Source organism: Paenibacillus sp. sgz302148 (assembly GCF_056120465.1).
The window spans coordinates 74,901-91,940 of record NZ_JBVYOJ010000012.1; the positions used below are offsets into that span (position 1 = coordinate 74,901).

The window sequence follows — 17,040 nt, forward strand, 5'->3', positions numbered from 1 at the left end:
CTAGCTTCCCTCTTTCCGGACCATGTAGTCATAAGGCTTGATGACATCGCCCCCGACGTTTGCCGGCTCGCCGTCATAGTTTACGGTAACTTGCACGCCGTTTGCATACGTCGTACGGTACACATAAGTATCCAATTGTTCGTGATTGGCAATTTCCTGCCCTTGCACCAAATCCAGCACCTCGGATATTTTCCGGTATTGATCGATCGACGGCTTCACCCACTTGCGGTAGTCCGAGCTGAACAGCCAGTCGACCATCGTCCGCTTGAGCAGCGAGCTGTCCTCATAAGTCAGCGAGTAGCTCGGCATCGCTCCGTATTCGAGAAGCCGAAGATTCCATATGCGGGGATCGTCCTGCAAATTGGACGGATCGCCGGTGTAAGGAACGAGGCCTCGCAAAGCAATTTGGTAAAACGGCACGGAGCCGTCCTCGTACGTATAATGGCTGGAATCCAGCGGAACGCCGTCGATCCGGTCAACGTGACCAAGCGCATAAGCGAAGCCGTAGTCGACCGCGACACGTCCGGTTTGCGAACGCATCAGATCCAACGCTTTCGTCCACGTTTCCATCGTTTGCTTGCGGCTGTACGGCGTATCCGAGCTTTGATCCGAATATAGCGTGTCGCCCAAGTATTGCATATGAATGCCGCCGACGCCGAGCTCGGCGAGTTTGCCGGCTTCTTCGGCGATGTATTCGTCGTACACCCGACTCGGCTTCAAATAATAAAACAGCTTCCACGAAGGCTGATTCGTCGTCACCCACGGGTCTCTGACTTCCATCACTTCTTTGTTGAGCCCCCGAATCGCGTCCCGGGACGTCTTGAGCGAATCGCTGCTCTCATAGGGCTTCACGTAATTCGTTTTCAGGTACAGCCGGACGCCTTTTTCCTTGGCGTAAGCGGCCAGCGCCTCCAGACCGCGGTTGCCGCCGAGATTGCTTTCTGCCGGGAAATGATTCGGAGCGTTGCCGAAAATGCCGTCATTCGACCATCCCTCATACGTAACCTCGATTGAATTCACTCCGCCCGCGATATAAGCATCTAAAATTTCCTTCGCTTGCTCGAACGTCGTCATCGAAACAAACGTATTGCCGATCATATCTTTGCGCAATACTCCGCCAAACAGCCTCAGTTGAAGGACAGACCGTTGGTCCTCAACCGGCTTGATGCCTTTGTCGCGGATCAAGTAGTCGCGGTAAGCATGGGCCATGCCGACATAGTCCGCCTGAGCGCCCTCCAGCAGCACGAACCGAACGGCCCGGTCGCCGGGAATCATTTCTCGCTGCGCAAGCGGAATTTCCCCGGAGCCGCCGATAAATACGATGTCGCTGTTGCGGTAAATCAATTCCGCCGAAGTGCGGTACAGCGGAATATTGCGTATGCCCGACGGCGTTCCGTTGATTTTGGCGTCCGCATCGCCTTCGGTGACGATTCCGAGGAACGCGGTTGCATCCCTGTATATTCCGAACACCGGCAGCGCAGCCGCTTCGCGAGGGCCGTAGCTCTCCAGCTCGCCTTTATTGTAGGTGACCTGCTTATATACAGTCGTCATAAAGGCCTGATCTCCGCCGTAAATTCGCTCGCTGTACGGTTCGAAATAGGTCGGATGATTCGTTTTGAACTTGACGAGCGCTCCCGAACCGTCGGGAATGAACATCGCTCCCTTAGACTGTTCCGGCGCTGCGCCGAAGAACGGCGACGGCTCCAGGCTGATCAGCCTGGCCTTGCCTTTCTCATGGATCGATTGGAACGGAATACGGACTTCGATCCCTTCGTCAAGCAGCTTATATTCCAGGGCAAAATCGATTTGAAGCTCCTTGAGCTCGTATTGCACCAAGACCCCTTGATCGGTCGTCTTCACGGTCGTTTTGGTTTCCTTCTCTTTGGAAGGATACGTCTGGCGCACGTCACCGCCTTCGGTATAGCGGATATGGACCGGAGACTCGATATACTTCTGATTGGCCGGGGGCATCTTTTTCTCCACCGGTGGCGCTCCCCATTCGTTGCCGCTGCGTTTGCCGACCAGACGAATTTGTCCTGTTTTTTCGTCCATAAATAGATCATAATTCGCATTTTCGGCGACCTTCTTCTTCGCCGTTGTTGGCTTATACGCGGCGGGGTTAACTGCAGGGGGAGCATCCTGCTTCCCGGTCGTTCCGGGATTCCCGGCGTCCGCTGCAGGTTCCCCTGCCGCCGCCGGAGCCGGATCCGTGCTTTGCTCACCGGCCGTGCCTGCTGCCACCTCTCCTCCAGCCGTCTGATCCACTGCCGCCACCGCCACCTGGTCCGAGCTTTGCCCTGCCGTATCGGAGGACGCCTGCTGCCCGGCCCCGCCGTCTTCCGCTTGCGAGAAATACGGGGAGGCCGTCGCGAAAAACAGGATGGCCATTGCGGCGGAAACCACGATTTTTTTCACTTTATTCGTCATCGTTTGTACTCCCCTCCCTACAAGCGGTAGTTGATTTCTTTATAGATCCCGATCACGAACTGGATCGACTGGTTGATCAGCCCGTACAAGAGCAGTCCGATAAACCAAATGATGAACATGCCGACGATCGTCAGGAACGTGATCCATAACATTTTGCCGAACGTAAAATCGTGAACGATTTTGACCTGCATCAGAATTAAGAAGACGATCCAAACGAACATGAACGATTCCAGCCCGCTATATATACTCGCTTCCGATTTAGAGAGAAGATTGCTCAACAGCGCCACCGGCACCGACAAGGCAATGTACGGCATCAGCGTAAACGAGCTGCCTACGAAAATTTGCTTGAACTTGCCCTCTCCGTCCATGATGGTGCTGACGCCCCAATTCGTGACCGACCAGGTCAGCCAAGGAACGACAATCCATAACGCTTCGATCAAGATCGATACTTGGTAAGGCTCCCGCGTTTGGAACAAAAAGCCGGAAAACGTCAAGGAAAGATAATGAGCCAAAATCGCGAGACCGATCATGACAAAAGCTTGGTGCCATTTGGCCCGCTCCTGGATATCCTCGAAAAATTGGATCGGGTGAAGCAGCGCCAGTTTTGCCAGCCGCACCGTATTCATCAAGCGCCTCCCCCTTCCGATACCGCGATTTTCGTTTGGACGCGCTTGCTTCTCCATTTCCGGTACAAACGGAAGCCGATTTTGAGCAGCACGTATAGCGCAACCGCCCCGACCGCGATCCAGGCAAAGTTCTGCCGCATATACTGCTTGCGATATTCCAGGAACGCAGCCGAATAATCGTCGCGCGCCTTGGCCAATTCGAAATAATCCATTGCCTCGCGGTATTGCCCGGATTTGTACAGCGCCTTGCCGATCGCCTTATAAGCCAAATCGTAGTTGCTGTTCATGTCCAGCACTTCGCGCCACGGTTTAGCCGACTTCTCGTAATCTCCGTCCACGTACAAATCCGTCGCCTCGTGCACCTTATCCGCGAACGGCGTCGTCCGGAAACGGTCGATCCGTCCTCGCGTCCTGTCGGCAATATAAATCGTTCCGTCCTTCGTCTCCGCAATACTGGAAGGCGTCTTGAACAACCCGTCCTGCTCGCCGATGCCGCCGAAAATGAACAATAGATTGCCGAGCTTGTCGTATTGGAACGCTCTGCCTGTCGTTTGATCCAGAGCGGTGAATACGCCTTTGTCATTAACCGTGACGTCGACGAACGTCGGAAACAGCTTCTCCCAGTTGCGGCGGGCCATATGATGGTCGCCGTATTCGATGTCCGCCAGCGTATTGACGCCGACGGCACTCAGCCGCTTCACCTGGTTTGTCGGAATGCCTAGCGTCGTCGTGTAGACGAAGCCCTCCTGATCTTGAATCAAGTTCGAAAATTCCGGAGGCTTTTCATTCGAAATCTGCTCCTTCTGCTCTTGCGTGGCAACGAACTTCACGAACGTTTTTTCCCAGCTGAAGCCTAGCAGGTTGGCGCCGAAAAAACCTTTAAAAACCCCGTTCGGGTCGATCTGCAGCAAGCCTTGGTATGCGCCTTCGCTTACGACAAACATATAGTTCCGTTTATCGATAATGAGCTTGGACGGCGAATAAACGAAGTCCGCGCCAAGCAGCGGACTTTGCGGAGCGGCAAATTCCTTGACGAACTTGCCGTCCCGGCTGAACACGACAATCCGATGATTCAGCGTATCGGCGACGTATACTTCGCCTTCCCCTGTGACGTAAACGCCTTTCGGGCCGTTCAGTAGCCCTTTGCCCTCCGGATCGCCGTAAATACCGAGCAAGCGCTTGCTCTTGTCGAAATGAACGACCCGGTTATTGCCCCCGTCGACCACATAAATCGTTTCGTCTCCGGCGATGAACAGATCTTCCGGTCCCTTGAGCGGACCGGCCTCCCATTCGTAACCTTCGATCGAATCGCGATACAAATATCCGTTGATCGAAAGCGGGGTATCCTCGGACTGACTATAGGTATAACCTTTGTACGGGCTTTTGGCCGCAGCTTCGTTCGGCAGCCCGAGCAGCACCAGCATCATCAGCAAGGCCATTGCCCATTTCGAAGTCGATCGTTTCATGAAATTCGGCTCCTTACGCGTTAATCTTTAATGCCCGAATGGGCCATCGTCTCGAGTACCATCCGCTGCGAAATGACGAACATGACGATGCTTGGGATAACCGTGAGCAATGCCGCCGCCGCACCGGCTCCGGCTTGGGCGATGACTCCCGTCCCTCCGCTGATCGTGGATAACGCGTACGGCAACGTTTTCATGCTTTCCGACGTCGTGAACAGCATGGCCGGGCCCGGATCGTTCCAGGTGCTGATGAAGCTGAGCAACACAACCGTGGATAAAGCGGGCTTCAGCATCGGCATGACAATTTTCCAGAAAATAACCGCTTCCCGCGCGCCGTCGATTTTGGCCGCTTCCAGCAGCGGATCGGGAATTTGATCCAAAAACTGCTTAGTCAGGAACAAAAATACTGGGGCCGCCAAGCCGGGAACGATCATTGCCCAATACGTATTCATCAAACCAAGTTTGGTGATGACAAGATATTGCGGGATTTGCGTCACCGCCGGAGCGAACATCAGCGCAAGGATGATCATAGAAAAGATCTGTTTGCGAAACGGCATCGGATGTTTGCTCAGCGGATAAGCGGCCATCGCCGAAATGACGACCCCTAGGCTGACGGAGGCAATCGTAATAAACAGGCTGTTGAAAATGTACCGCGAAAACGGCACCGTGGATGCCCCTGTGATCATCAGCAGATCGTTGAAATTTTTCAACGTCGGGTTGATGACGAAAAACCTCGGTGGAAACAAAAACAGTTCTTCGAGCGGTTTGAACGCAGTTGAAACGAGATAAACAAGGGGCGCCACCATCAGCACCGCAAAGCAGGTCAATCCCAAATAGAGGATGATCCCCCCCCAGTCCACTCTTCTGCCTTTCACCATGGAACCCGATAATGTTGCCAACAACGATCACTCCTTGTTTCCAAGCCATTTGAAAATGAATCGGTTCAAGCCGACCATCATGCAGAACAAAACAACGGCGATCGCCGAAGCGTAGCCCATTTCAAAACGAATAAACGCATAATCGTGCAGGTGAGTCAAAATCGTATGCCCGGCGTATAACGGGCTCGGCATGCCCGCCAGCTCGACGCTGACGCTAAACACGTTGAGTGCCCCGACCACCTGCATGACCGCGCCGAACAGCAGCTGCGGCTTCACCGCCGGAACTGTTATGTACCACAGTTCCTGCCAGCGGTATTTGACGCCGTCAATTGCGCCGGCTTCGTACATATCGCGCGGGACGTTCTGCAAACCTGCCAGGAAGGCGAGAAATCCGATTCCCATGCTCATCCAAAGCGACACGATCATAATGATCGGCAGAATCGTATTGACGTCTTCCAGCCACTGCCACGGTTCATTGATAAATCCAAGCTTCAGCAGCCAATAGTTGAGCAGGCCGTAGCGGTCGCCGGAAAACAAGTACTGCCAGACGACGGTCATTGCGACTCCGCTTGCGATCGACGGCGTATAATAACAGAGCGTATAGAAAAACCTGTATTTCTGCGGAATTTGGCTGATCAGCCAGGCGAGCAGAAACGCCATGGCGTAACCGACCGGTCCGGTGACGATTGCGAATTTCAACGTGTTTCCAAGCGCAGTCAAGAAGATGTCGTCATCAATGAACAGCAGCCGGTAGTTCGACAGGCCGATCCATTTGGGAGGCTCCAGAATATTAAAATAAGTGAAGCTTAGCCCAAACGCCGTCAACACGGGAATGACCGTGAATACCAGGAACAGGATCATGAACGGAGCGAGAAAATAAAACGATACCCGGTTCCGTACGATGTCCGCCCATATCCCCTGCAGCTTGAAAGCCGTCCGGACGGGGCGCACCCGCCCGCTTGCTTTCGTCTCTGCCGTAATTTCACTCACCGGCTGCCGCCCCCTTCGCGTTTACTTGCTGCTCCGTTTTGTCGAGTCCGAATTCCTCGCGTTTCTTCCGCAGCTCTTTGTTGATTTCCTTGATACCGTCTTCGACAGCTTCGCGAACCGTTTTTCCGTTCAGCACGATTTCGTTCCACATATTCGTAATATGACGTGTCGTGAAATAAGCGCCAAGGACGATCTCGCGTTCCTTGAACCAATCCCACTGCTTCAGTACGGAATCGATATCCTGAGAAGACCATGGCAGCCGTTTCAGCGCCTCGACGTTCGCCGTATTCCAACGCGCTTCGACGCCGAGAATCGATTCCAGCTCGGAGCCGAACTGCTCTTGCACGTCGGCGCTGGTCCACCATTTCAAGTACTCCCAAGCCTCGTTTTTCAGTTCCGTATCCTTGAATATAACCGCGGTTTGTGCTGCCCCGCCCGTCGAGCGGTTGATTCGCCCGTCCTTGCCCGGGATGCCCGGCATCGGCTTCATTTCCCACCATCCGGTCAGTTCCGGGGCCGCCGTGGACAACAAAATATACGTCGAGTAGTCGGCGATGCCGATCGGCATTTCTCCAGTCCGGAACCGGTTATAGAAGTCCGCTTTTTTGTTGATTTTGTAATTCGTGAACAGGTCCGTCCACATCTTCATCGCTTTGAGGGCTTCCGGCGTGTCAAGCGCGGAATATTTGCCGTTCTCGCGGTAATATTCGCCGCCGTTCTGGAACAGGAACGGGGTGAAATCGTCCGGCGTATGCCCGTAATAAAAGTCCATGCCGTTCTGCTGCAGGAGCGGAATCAAATCCATAATGTCCTGCCACGTTTCCGGCGCTTTCTCAACGCCAAGCTGCTGCAAAATGTCTTTGCGGTAAAACAGCATGCTGAAGTTTTGATTTTCCGGCAGCGCATAATGCCCGTTATTGTATTGATACGGAATAAGCGCCCCCGGCCGGAACCGTGCAGCGATTTCGTCATAATCCTTGAACTCGCCCAGGTTGACTACGGCATTCCGGACCGCGTAATCGATCGGAATGTCCGCTTGTACTCCAAGCGCGACGTCGGGCGCGAGTCCGGCGGTGCTGGACAGCATAAGCAGATGCATCGCTCCGGCCGGAATGACGTTGATGTTCACCTTGATTCCGGTTTTCGGCGTAAAATCCTCGTCCGTCATCCGCTTGATGATGTTCGCCCATTCGCGTCCACGGGCAACCCAAACGTCAAGCACTTTGTCTTGTTCCCCATACCGGTTCCCGATGCCGCCGTAGTCCTTGCGGAACGACAATAGGAAATCATCCACAGAGTTCAAGCTTTGAGCAGCCCAGCCTTTGTTCGCATCCGGCCATGGCTGTTCCGGCGACTTCACGATCAAATAATCGAGCAGCAGCCCTTGCCCGGTAAGCGAAGTCATCCACGTCCCAAGCTCCGCCTGCTTGTCGGAAAACTGATCGAGCCTGGCCGTAATCGACTCCGGTTTCTTCGCCATATCAAGCAGTTGGTCGCGCGCCATGCCAAGCGTGCTGACCTGGGAGCTGTCCTGATCGACCCCAAGCGAATAAAGCAGCTTCATGCCGTCTTGAAGATCCTTCGCCATCAAGTTCAGTCTTGGAATTAAATTCGGGATGCTTTTCTTGAGCTCGTAATCGCGGTTCGGATCGGGATTCGTTCCCGTCACGAGATAAATTTCTCGCTGCAGCAGCGACATGTGCTGCGTCACTTGCTGGATGATTTCGAACACTTCACCGAGCGAGCCGATTTGCATTTCCATCCGAATGCGGTGCTTTCCCTGCTCCAGATAAATCTCATACGGCTGCTCCTTGCCGCCGAATCCGGCGATTTGCCAGCCGCTGCCGTATTCAAACCCGACCGCGTTCATTTCGGCGAACGGGATTTTGCCGTCGATCGAAACCTTCCTTTGTACCGGAATGCCGTTCAAGTAAGGGTTGGAATACCGGGCTCCGATGTTGTACAACCCCGATTCGGGAACGTCGATTTCCCATTCGGCCCATTGTCCGCCTTTGCGCCAGCCTGAACCGCCGAATACGTTCAGTATGCTCTTATTGCCGTCATACGGCTCGGATGCCGGATTGCGGTCCTCCTGCCTGCGCAAGGTCGGATCGGACTTCAATACTGCTTGCTCCGCTTGGAATTTCAGCAGTTTTTCTTTTGAGGCTTGATGTCCTTGCTGCGTATCTTGTTTATGTACTTCTGCATATTCAGGCAGCTTCTCCGGAGAAAAAACGCGAATTTCTCCGATCGCCGCCGGCTCCCGGATCGCCGTCAGCCGAATCGTATGCTTTCCTTGGGTCAAATAAAACCGCAAAGGTTCAGCCACCTTGCTCTCTCCATCGCGAAATTCACGGAATTGCCAGCCCAGGACTTCTTCCTGGCGCGGATTGAATTCGTTGCCTTGATTGTCTTTCCAAGGTTCACCCGCTTCCTTCCACATCCGTTTGAAGTCGATCATTTTGGCCTGAAAGAACGGATACTTGCCGTCGATTTGCAGGCTTCGCAGGATAGAAGCTCGCTTGCCCGGCATCGCATAATAAGTCATTCCGATCTGGTAAAACCCGTCCTGCGGAATGTCTACGGCGTATTCAACCCAGCTGTTTTCGTCTGTTTGGGCAAGCGCAGTTCCGGTACGACCGCCAAGTGAATCCTGCTTGCCCGCGCCAAAATCGCTGACCGCCATATAGTCTGCTCCCGGAATGACGATGTTCACGTTCTCGGTATCCTGTTTTCCTTCATTTTGCAACTGTTTGACGTATTTCAAATATGAAGGCTCCAGCTTCGACTTCATGTCTTCCCCGGCCAAAATCGACTGCGCATCGACATTGCTATATTCGGGAATATCCGCCAGCGCCGTATAGTCCGCTTTTCTTGAATAAAACCACCAGGCGAACAACGAAACGGCGATTGCCATGAGCAACAGCTTCGGTATTTGTTTGCGAAATTTTCGAACCACCGGTTTCCCCCTCTTCGTGCCAAATATCGATTTGTTTTACTTAGCGCACATTCGTTCGTTATATTGTACGAACAGTGCATTCAAACGGTCGGGATGAGCATCAGGCCCATAAGTCATCCCGATCTGTAAGCGGATACAAAACATATAATTATCTTCTCAAAATCTCAATACTAAATCCATGTCAAAATCGCTCCTCTTTTTGACCAATTGTATTCAGGAATGTCCGGTCCCATGGTATAATAGGAATCAGTTTCTGGAACTTTTTTGAAATGAGATGCACAGGAGTTGAAGCGATGGAGATTTATATCAAGTTTCCCAACCTGACGAGTACACTGTACATACGAAGCTCTCATGTAATTGTCCTGGAGCCAGGATATGTTTACCCGAACCAGCATCATCCCATCTTCGAGCTGAATTATTGCTGGGCGGGGGAAACAACGGTTTGGATTCAGGAAAAGCCCTGCCGGTTGAAAGCAGGCGATTGGCTGATGATCAAATCCGGCCTCAATCACCGTACAAAGAACGAATCCGATTCGCCTTCCACGCTTCTTGTCATCCACTTCGATATCGACGACCTGGATGTCCGGAAAGCATTAACTTCCTCCGTATCAGACATGGTATCGAAGGAAACGGCCGAGAGAACCCGGCTCCCCCAATTTCTTGATCAACTTGAAGCGGTCATTCAAAACAGCCTTATTCAAGCGCCAACAACAAAAAAGCCTTCGTTCCTGCATACATCCAGCAGCGATAAACTCGGTCTTCAAGCGATCGTCTTTCTCATCTTGAAGGAAATCATAAGCATTTTCGAACAGGAAAACTTGGAACAGCAGAAGCGGCAGGATGCAAGCCCGTTAGAGGTAGAGCTGGCCCACAAAATCGCGGAATTGTTGAACGAGTCCATCTATGATGTCGTATCCGTTCAAGATATTGCCGACAACGTCGGCTTAAGCAGAGGGCAATGTACGAAAGTGTTTACCAAAATATACGGCGTCGCTCCCAGACAATACCTCACGTCGCTGAAGCTGACCAAAGCGAAGGAGCTGCTCATCGATTCGGATCTGACGATCGAGGTGATTGCGGAAAAGCTCGGGTTCTCGTCGCTCAGCCATTTCAGCAGGCAGTTCAAGCGCTGGACGGGCACTTCGCCCCAGCAGTTCAGGCCGAAGTATTGTTTGTCCTTATGAAAATAAAAGGACGGAAGCCTTAGTGCTTCCGTCCTTTTTCTCTATTTATGTTTACTCGCTTATTTGTCGCTCATATAACGATCGTATGCTTGCTTGTAAATCTCCATGTAACGGTCAAGATTCATGTTCTTGATCGTCTCCACATATTCGTCCCACTTGTCGAACGACTCGTCGCCGATGATGAATTTGTCTCTCATTTCGCCGACATACGTCGTGATGTCGTTGGCGATCGTCGTGAGCTCTTCGGTTTCTTCGGCCGTATAGTTGAACGATGGCCATACATCGTCGATCTTGATCGTGAACGGCTCCGCTTTCGTTGCGTTGTCGACCGAAGTCGGACGGCCCTCCGCGCCTTTGAAAAACTTCTGTTTAACGATCCCTGGGTAGTAACCGCCCGGCCACATCAGATATTGGCTGATCGCTTGGTCGAGCGTCAAGCCTTTCGGATTTTTCGTGATTTCGTCCGTATATTCGAACTCGCCGTTCGGCAATTCTTTGTACGTCTCGTCCTTCCAGCCGAGGAAGAACATTTTGGCGCCTTCGTCGCTGTAAAAGTAGTCCATCCATTTGACCATTTCGGCCGGATATTTATTATTGGCCGTAAGCACGAACATGCCAAGCCCGCCTACAGGGGAACCAAGCATCGTATTAAGTCGATCGCCATGCGGTCCTTGCAGCACCGGTGTGCCGATGTAGCCGTTCTGGTTGAATACGGCCGTCGGATCGACGCTATCCAGGAATGCATAAACGCCTGTCGAAGCTTTGGACGTAAATTCCGTATCTTTGCCGTTCAGCGTGAACAGCTCGCTGTCGAGCAGTCCGTCCTTATACAGCTTGTGCGCGTATTCGAGCATTTCTTTGTAACGCGGATCGGTTGGGATAAAGCGCAGGTTGCCGCTGCTTGGATCCGTGTCTACGTAAGGATGCGTGGAGCCGTGCAGGCCAAGGCCAAACGACCCTTTCAGGAAGCTGATCAGACCGTCTGCGCCGTAGCCGCTGCCCCAGCCGATTTCGTCCTGCTTGCCGTTTTTGTTCGGATCCTTCTCTTTGATCGCTTTCAATACGTTATAGAATTCGTCAAGCGTCGTCGGTTCTTTTAATCCGAGGTTATCCAGCCATTCCTTCTTCATCCACGGCGTACCGTAGAACAGCGACTTGAACTCCGGATCGTAAATCGTCGGCATGCCGTAAATGCTGCCGTCCGGCATCGTAATCGCTTTTTTGACGAGCGGATATTTCTCCATGATCGCTTTGAAGTTCGGCGCATATTTGTCGATGTAATCGTTCAGCTTCAGGAACGCGCCCTCTTGCCCGTATTTGATCAGGTCCGCGCGCGGGATGCCCGCTGCGAAGAACATGTCCGGCAAATCGCCGCCACCGAGTACGATGTTCCGTTTTTCCTTCAGGTTCGATTGCGATACGACATCCCAATCGATATGGATATTCGTCATCTTCTCGTATTCCTGCCACAGCTTCAGCGTGTTCCAGTCGGCAAAATCATACAGCTTGGAGCCGAAGCCTTTAATCGTGATTTTGTCCTTGACGATCGGGAAGCCGCCGGCATTGTCCCCACCTGCCGCCGGCGTATCCGTTGCCGCCGTGTCCTTGTTGGGTGTGTCGGTCGTGGCGTCTTTGTTGCCCGAGTCTTTGTTTTCCGCCGACTTGTCGGAATCGCTGCCGCAACCCGCAAGAAGCGAAAGCATCAGAGCAAATACGAGCATCAGTAGACTGAACTTTCTTCCTTTCATGTCGATACCCCTCCATCAATGTTTTCATATGGTCAAAAGGTGCTGGATTAGCCCTTCAGAGCCCCGATCATTACGCCTTTCACGAAATATTTCTGCAAGAACGGATATAGCAGCAATACCGGCAGGTTGGCCACGACGATAATCGCGTATTTGATGCCCTCCACGCTCATCGCTTGCTTCGCTACAGCTTCCTTCATCAGCTTCGCCATGTCCTTCATCGTGTTCTGGATGAGCATTTCCCTCAAGATCAGCTGCAGCGGGAACTTGTCTTTATCGTTCAAATAAATCAAAGCGTTGAAAAACGCGTTCCAATGGCCGACTGCGTAAAACAGGATCATAACCGCAATGACCGGCATCGATAACGGAAGCACGATCCGAACGAGGATTTGCCAGTTGGCGCAGCCGTCCATCATCGCCGACTCCTGAATTTCGTGCGGAATGCTGGATTGGAAAAACGTGCGCATGATGATGATGTTCCAGACGGATACGGCGTTCGGTATGACCATGACCCAGAATGTATTGAGCAAATGCAATTTTTTGATAAGCAGGTACGTCGGAATCAAGCCTCCGCTGAAAAATAGCGTGACCACCATCATCCCCATCACGATATTCCGGCCTTTAAAATCTTTGCGCGACATCGGATAAGCTGCGATGATCGTCATGAGCAGGTTGATGGAAGTACCGACAACAGTGTACAAAATCGTATTTTTGTAGCCGATCCACAAATCTTTGTTTTGAAAAATTTTCGTGTACGCGTCGATGTTAAGCCCTTGAGGCCACAGCCACATTTCGCCACGCAGCACAAATTCCGATTTCGAAAAAGATGCGCTAAGCACGAACACCAACGGGTAAATGACAACAACGGCGATCAGCGCGAGCAGGATATAGTTGACGATTTCGACAAAACGGTCTCCACGGCTTTGCAATCCCATAGCGTTATTCTACTCTCCTTACCACAAGCTGGTATCGTTCACTTTGCGGGCCACATAATTGACCGTGACGAGCAAGACGAAGTTAATGACGGAATTGAACAAATCGACTGCGGTCGAGAAGCTGTATTGCGCATCCAAAATCCCGCTGCGGTACACGTACGTCGATATAATGTCGGAACCCGACATGTTCAGGTTGTTTTGCATCAGGAGCACTTTTTCGAAGCCGATGCTCAGCACCGAGCCCAAATTCAGAATGAGCAAAATAACGATCGTGGGCATGATGCCCGGGATATTGATGTGCCAGATGCGCTGCAGCTTCGTGGCTCCGTCGACTTTGGCCGCTTCGTGAAGCTGCGTATCGATGCCGGACAGCGCCGCCAAATAAATGATCGAGCTCCAGCCCGCCGTTTGCCATACGTCGGAAAACACGTATAACGTCTTGAACCATCCGGCGCTTGTCATGAACGCGACAGGGTCTCCGCCGAACGCTTGAATGATATGGTTGACCAGACCGGTTCTCGGCGACAGGAAGATGAACAGCATGCCGACGATGACGACGGTGGATAGGAAATACGGCGCGTAGGTGATCGTTTGCACGAATTTTTTGAACCGGTTCGATTTGACCTCGTTCAGCATCAAAGCGAGAATGATCGGGATCGGGAAGCCGACCGCCAACGAATAAACGCCGAGCAGGAACGAGTTCCGGATGAGTCGCCAAAAATAATAGCTGTCAAAAAACCGCTCGAAATGCTTGAAGCCGACCCACGGACTGTTCCATATGCCTTTGAAGGCTGAAAAATCTTTGAAGGCGATTTGTACCCCGTACATGGGCAAATAATAAAAGATGATGAAGAAAGCGATTACAGGAAGGATCATCAAGTACAAATCCCAGTTGCGTTTGACCGATTTCAGCAGCGGTGAAGGCGCCGTGCGTCGACGTTCCTTTTTGATCGTCAGTTTAGGCGTGGCTTGTTCCAACTTCTCATCGACCCTCTTTCATAAAATCGGGAATCGGAGCAACGTTCACGACACGGCCGCCGGAGCGGATCGATTCGGTGGCGGCGCAGCCAACGGCAACGCTCATCCGGCCGGCCAGCGGAGTGGCGATCGGCTCTTTGCCGTACAGAATCATGTCGACAAAGTCTTTGCAAATGTTCGGATCGGCACCACCATGTGTCCCTTCAGCCGCTTTCACTTCATAAATACGGTCGGCATATTGGCGCATCGTGTTGGAACGGCGCGTTTTGACGATGATTTTGTTCGTCAGCTCGTCGTTTTCCATGCGTCCTTCCGTTCCGATAAACGTATAATTGCGATGATAATCCGGCGTGAAGTGGCATTGAAGGTATGACGCCTTGATGCCGCCTTCCATTTCCATGATGATCATGTTGTTGTCCTCGACGTCGATCTCTTCACGGAATGCGCATTGGTTCAGCTTGTCGAAGCTGGCTTCCGTGCACGTATCTTTCTCTCCACAGTCGTTGCATACGAGATCGTTCGGCTTGTCGCCGCCATAGAAGTCGAGGCTGCCGAAGGCGGATACCTTCTTCGTATATTTGCCGGTGATCCAATGAATCATATCGAGATCGTGAGAACCTTTTTGCAGCAGAAGCGAGGTCGAGTTTTTTGAATTTCCGTGCCAGTCGTGGTAATAGAAATAGCCGCCGTAGCCGACAAAATGCCGCACCCAAACCGCCTTGATTTCGCCGATGGTGCCGGAGTCGACGATTTCCTTCATCGTACGGAACATGTTCATGTAGCGCATGTTGAAGCCCGACATGAGATGCTTGCCCGACTTCTTCCAGGCGGCAAGGATGCGGTCGCAGCCTTCCACCGTGATGGCGAGCGGCTTCTCGCAAAAGACGTGCTTGCCCGCTTCCAGTGCGGCAATCGCGTGCTCTTCGTGGCAGAAGTCCGGCGAAGTGACGGCGATCGCGTCAATGTCCTTGCGCTCCAGCAGTTCACGGTAATCCGTCGTGATGAACGCTTCTGGATTGATGTTTTTTTGAAATTGCGCGAGACGTTCCGGGTATACGTCCATGCCTCCGACAACGATCGATTTTCCTCCCGGCTTGTGCCAATATTTCGCGATGCCGCCTCGGCCCGTTGCGCCGATCATACCGATTCTGATTTGATCCATCCTGGTGTTCCTCCCCTGTTCTGGACACAAAATTATGGGCAAGAGTTTGGGCACAATTTACGTTAACGTTTGTCCAAAAGGCATAAGAAAGCTGAGATCGAGGCTCTCTCTACGCTTAACAAAAGCTTCGATTGAAGCGTTTTCGCACCTGTTTACATTAATGACTGCCCCTGCCAAGATGAAGCTTTTGGGGGCACGGCTTAGTACACTTCCGCTTCGATGGTTCGTTAATCTTTCCGCAGCGTACGGCTGATCGAAGCGCTTTCAATAAAGCTGGTTCGAACGTGTTAAAGACATAATCTTCCTTGGCTATGGGGAAAACGGGCATCTTGGTTTCATAGTTCCTGGCTGGGATGCCCTAGTCATTCCTCTTGTAGTCCGAAGACTGGCGTACGATAAGCTCATGTGGCATGAACAGCTGGAACGGCGGCCGGAAATCGCTTTGCATGTAATCGATCAACGTTTTGATCGCGGTCATGCCCAGCTCGAACTTCGGCACATGAATCGTTGACAACGGCGGCGAGGTGTATTGAGACAGCTCGATGTTATCGATTCCGATAAACGCGATGTCCTGCGGAACCTTAAGCCCACGCTCGATAGTCGCTCTCATCGCGGGAAGCCCCATCCGGTCGCTTGCCGCGAATATCGCTGTAGGCAACTGATCTTTCCCGTTTCGCTCCAGTAGCTCCATCATCCAGCTGTAGCTCCGGTCGATGACCCATTGCGTGTCGGCGACCCAATCGTTTCGTATCTCCAGTCCGGCCTTTTGCATCGCCAGTTTGTAACCGACGTACCGGTCATCGCTGTCATGATCGCCGTCGTAGACGCCTCCGATGTAACCGATCCGCTTGTGCCCTTGCTGGATTAAATGATTCACCGCTGTTTTCGCGGCGGAAACATGATCGAAATTGATGTTCTGAATGCCGGGACTGTCGGACATGACGCCGACCATCGCCGGAATATGCTTCTGGATCGTTTCGAGAATGTCGGTCTCTTCGTTCAAATTCCCGAACACGATCACGCCGTCGACCCGTTGCTCATGCAACAGCTTGTGGAGCAGCGCCTCGTTGCGAAGCTCCTTAAAAGTGTGGACATATGCGAACGTGTAACCGTTGTCTTCAAGCATTTGCCGCATGCCGGCAAAGATCGGCGTGAAGAACGGATCCTGCTCCACGGAATAAAGTGTCCAGGAAGAGATAAAGCCAATTTGCATCGTTGGATGCTTGGACGCTGTGTTCTTCTTCATGACCAGCTTGCGCGCCGATTCGTTCGGCTCATAGCCGAGCTCCTGAACGGCCCGCCATATTTTGCTTTTAGTCTCCTCGCTGACATGCTTGCTCACGTCGTTGTTGATGACACGGGAGACGGTGGATATCGACACGCCGACAGCCTCTGCTATATCTTTTAACGTTGGCACTTGCTATGGCTCCTTTTTGCCTATCATATACGATTCTAAACTGTACCTTTCCATTGTACCGGAATCGTACATACAAATCATTACCCAAATGTGCTGACCTAAACACCTGCCTTCACGAATTCGCAAAAACATTTACCCAAAACGAAGGCGAAAACCTCGTTTTTTGTCCTATTATTTTCACCCAAACGTTTACATGGATATTGTATATTGAATTCGCTTACATTGTCAATAAAATCTCTCGATAAAAATAATAGCAGGCTGAAGTCGAGACTTCAG

The 17,040-nt window shown here is 52.2% G+C and carries 12 protein-coding genes; 1 reads left to right on the forward strand and 11 read right to left on the reverse strand.

The annotated features are described in order from the left end of the window. The 6 genes from AC0LWM_RS18725 to AC0LWM_RS18750 are packed head-to-tail and all read right to left on the reverse strand — an operon-like array spanning window position 1 to window position 9,343. On the reverse strand, window positions 1–2,427 hold the full coding sequence (locus AC0LWM_RS18725; RefSeq protein ID WP_474676508.1) for a DUF5696 domain-containing protein: 2,427 nt from the start codon (window positions 2,425–2,427) through the stop codon (window positions 1–3). A 17-nt stretch (window positions 2,428–2,444) separates the two neighbouring features. Continuing rightward, a complete protein-coding gene (locus AC0LWM_RS18730) occupies window positions 2,445–3,053 on the reverse strand; it encodes a YIP1 family protein (protein WP_474676509.1) in 609 nt (202 codons plus the stop codon). Next, window positions 3,053–4,519, reverse strand: coding sequence for a hypothetical protein (locus AC0LWM_RS18735; RefSeq protein ID WP_474676510.1), 1,467 nt, complete (start codon window positions 4,517–4,519; stop codon window positions 3,053–3,055). The genes AC0LWM_RS18730 and AC0LWM_RS18735 overlap by 1 nt, the downstream gene beginning before the upstream one ends. Before the next feature lie 20 nt (window positions 4,520–4,539). Beyond that, on the reverse strand, window positions 4,540–5,415 hold the full coding sequence (locus tag AC0LWM_RS18740; RefSeq protein ID WP_474676511.1) for a carbohydrate ABC transporter permease: 876 nt from the start codon (window positions 5,413–5,415) through the stop codon (window positions 4,540–4,542). 6 nt (window positions 5,416–5,421) lie between these two features. Beyond that, complete coding sequence (locus AC0LWM_RS18745) at window positions 5,422–6,384, reverse strand: carbohydrate ABC transporter permease (RefSeq protein WP_474676512.1); 963 nt, start codon at window positions 6,382–6,384, stop codon at window positions 5,422–5,424. After that, a complete protein-coding gene (locus tag AC0LWM_RS18750) occupies window positions 6,377–9,343 on the reverse strand; it encodes an extracellular solute-binding protein (protein WP_474676513.1) in 2,967 nt (988 codons plus the stop codon). The genes AC0LWM_RS18745 and AC0LWM_RS18750 overlap by 8 nt, the downstream gene beginning before the upstream one ends. Window positions 9,344–9,636: 293 nt before the next feature. On the opposite strand from AC0LWM_RS18750, the gene AC0LWM_RS18755 reads away from it, so the two are divergent. Further along, on the forward strand, window positions 9,637–10,527 hold the full coding sequence (locus AC0LWM_RS18755; RefSeq protein WP_474676514.1) for a helix-turn-helix domain-containing protein: 891 nt from the start codon (window positions 9,637–9,639) through the stop codon (window positions 10,525–10,527). A 59-nt stretch (window positions 10,528–10,586) separates the two neighbouring features. Here the strand turns inward: AC0LWM_RS18755 and AC0LWM_RS18760 are convergent, their stop codons facing one another. The 5 genes from AC0LWM_RS18760 to AC0LWM_RS18780 form a co-directional block, all read right to left on the reverse strand. Beyond that, window positions 10,587–12,275, reverse strand: coding sequence for a type 2 periplasmic-binding domain-containing protein (locus tag AC0LWM_RS18760; RefSeq protein ID WP_474676515.1), 1,689 nt, complete (start codon window positions 12,273–12,275; stop codon window positions 10,587–10,589). 47 nt (window positions 12,276–12,322) lie between these two features. Beyond that, the gene (locus AC0LWM_RS18765) at window positions 12,323–13,207 is read right to left on the reverse strand and encodes a carbohydrate ABC transporter permease (protein WP_474676516.1); all 885 of its coding nucleotides are present in this window, start codon (window positions 13,205–13,207) and stop codon (window positions 12,323–12,325) included. Between the two features lie 18 nt (window positions 13,208–13,225). Then, on the reverse strand, window positions 13,226–14,158 hold the full coding sequence (locus tag AC0LWM_RS18770) for an ABC transporter permease (RefSeq protein WP_474676630.1): 933 nt from the start codon (window positions 14,156–14,158) through the stop codon (window positions 13,226–13,228). Window positions 14,159–14,189: 31 nt separating this feature from the next. Next, on the reverse strand, window positions 14,190–15,347 hold the full coding sequence (locus AC0LWM_RS18775; protein WP_474676517.1) for a Gfo/Idh/MocA family protein: 1,158 nt from the start codon (window positions 15,345–15,347) through the stop codon (window positions 14,190–14,192). Between the two features lie 358 nt (window positions 15,348–15,705). Then, window positions 15,706–16,764, reverse strand: a complete 1,059-nt coding sequence (locus tag AC0LWM_RS18780) for a LacI family DNA-binding transcriptional regulator (RefSeq protein ID WP_474676518.1) — start codon at window positions 16,762–16,764, stop codon at window positions 15,706–15,708. Window positions 16,765–17,040: the final 276 nt, after the last annotated feature.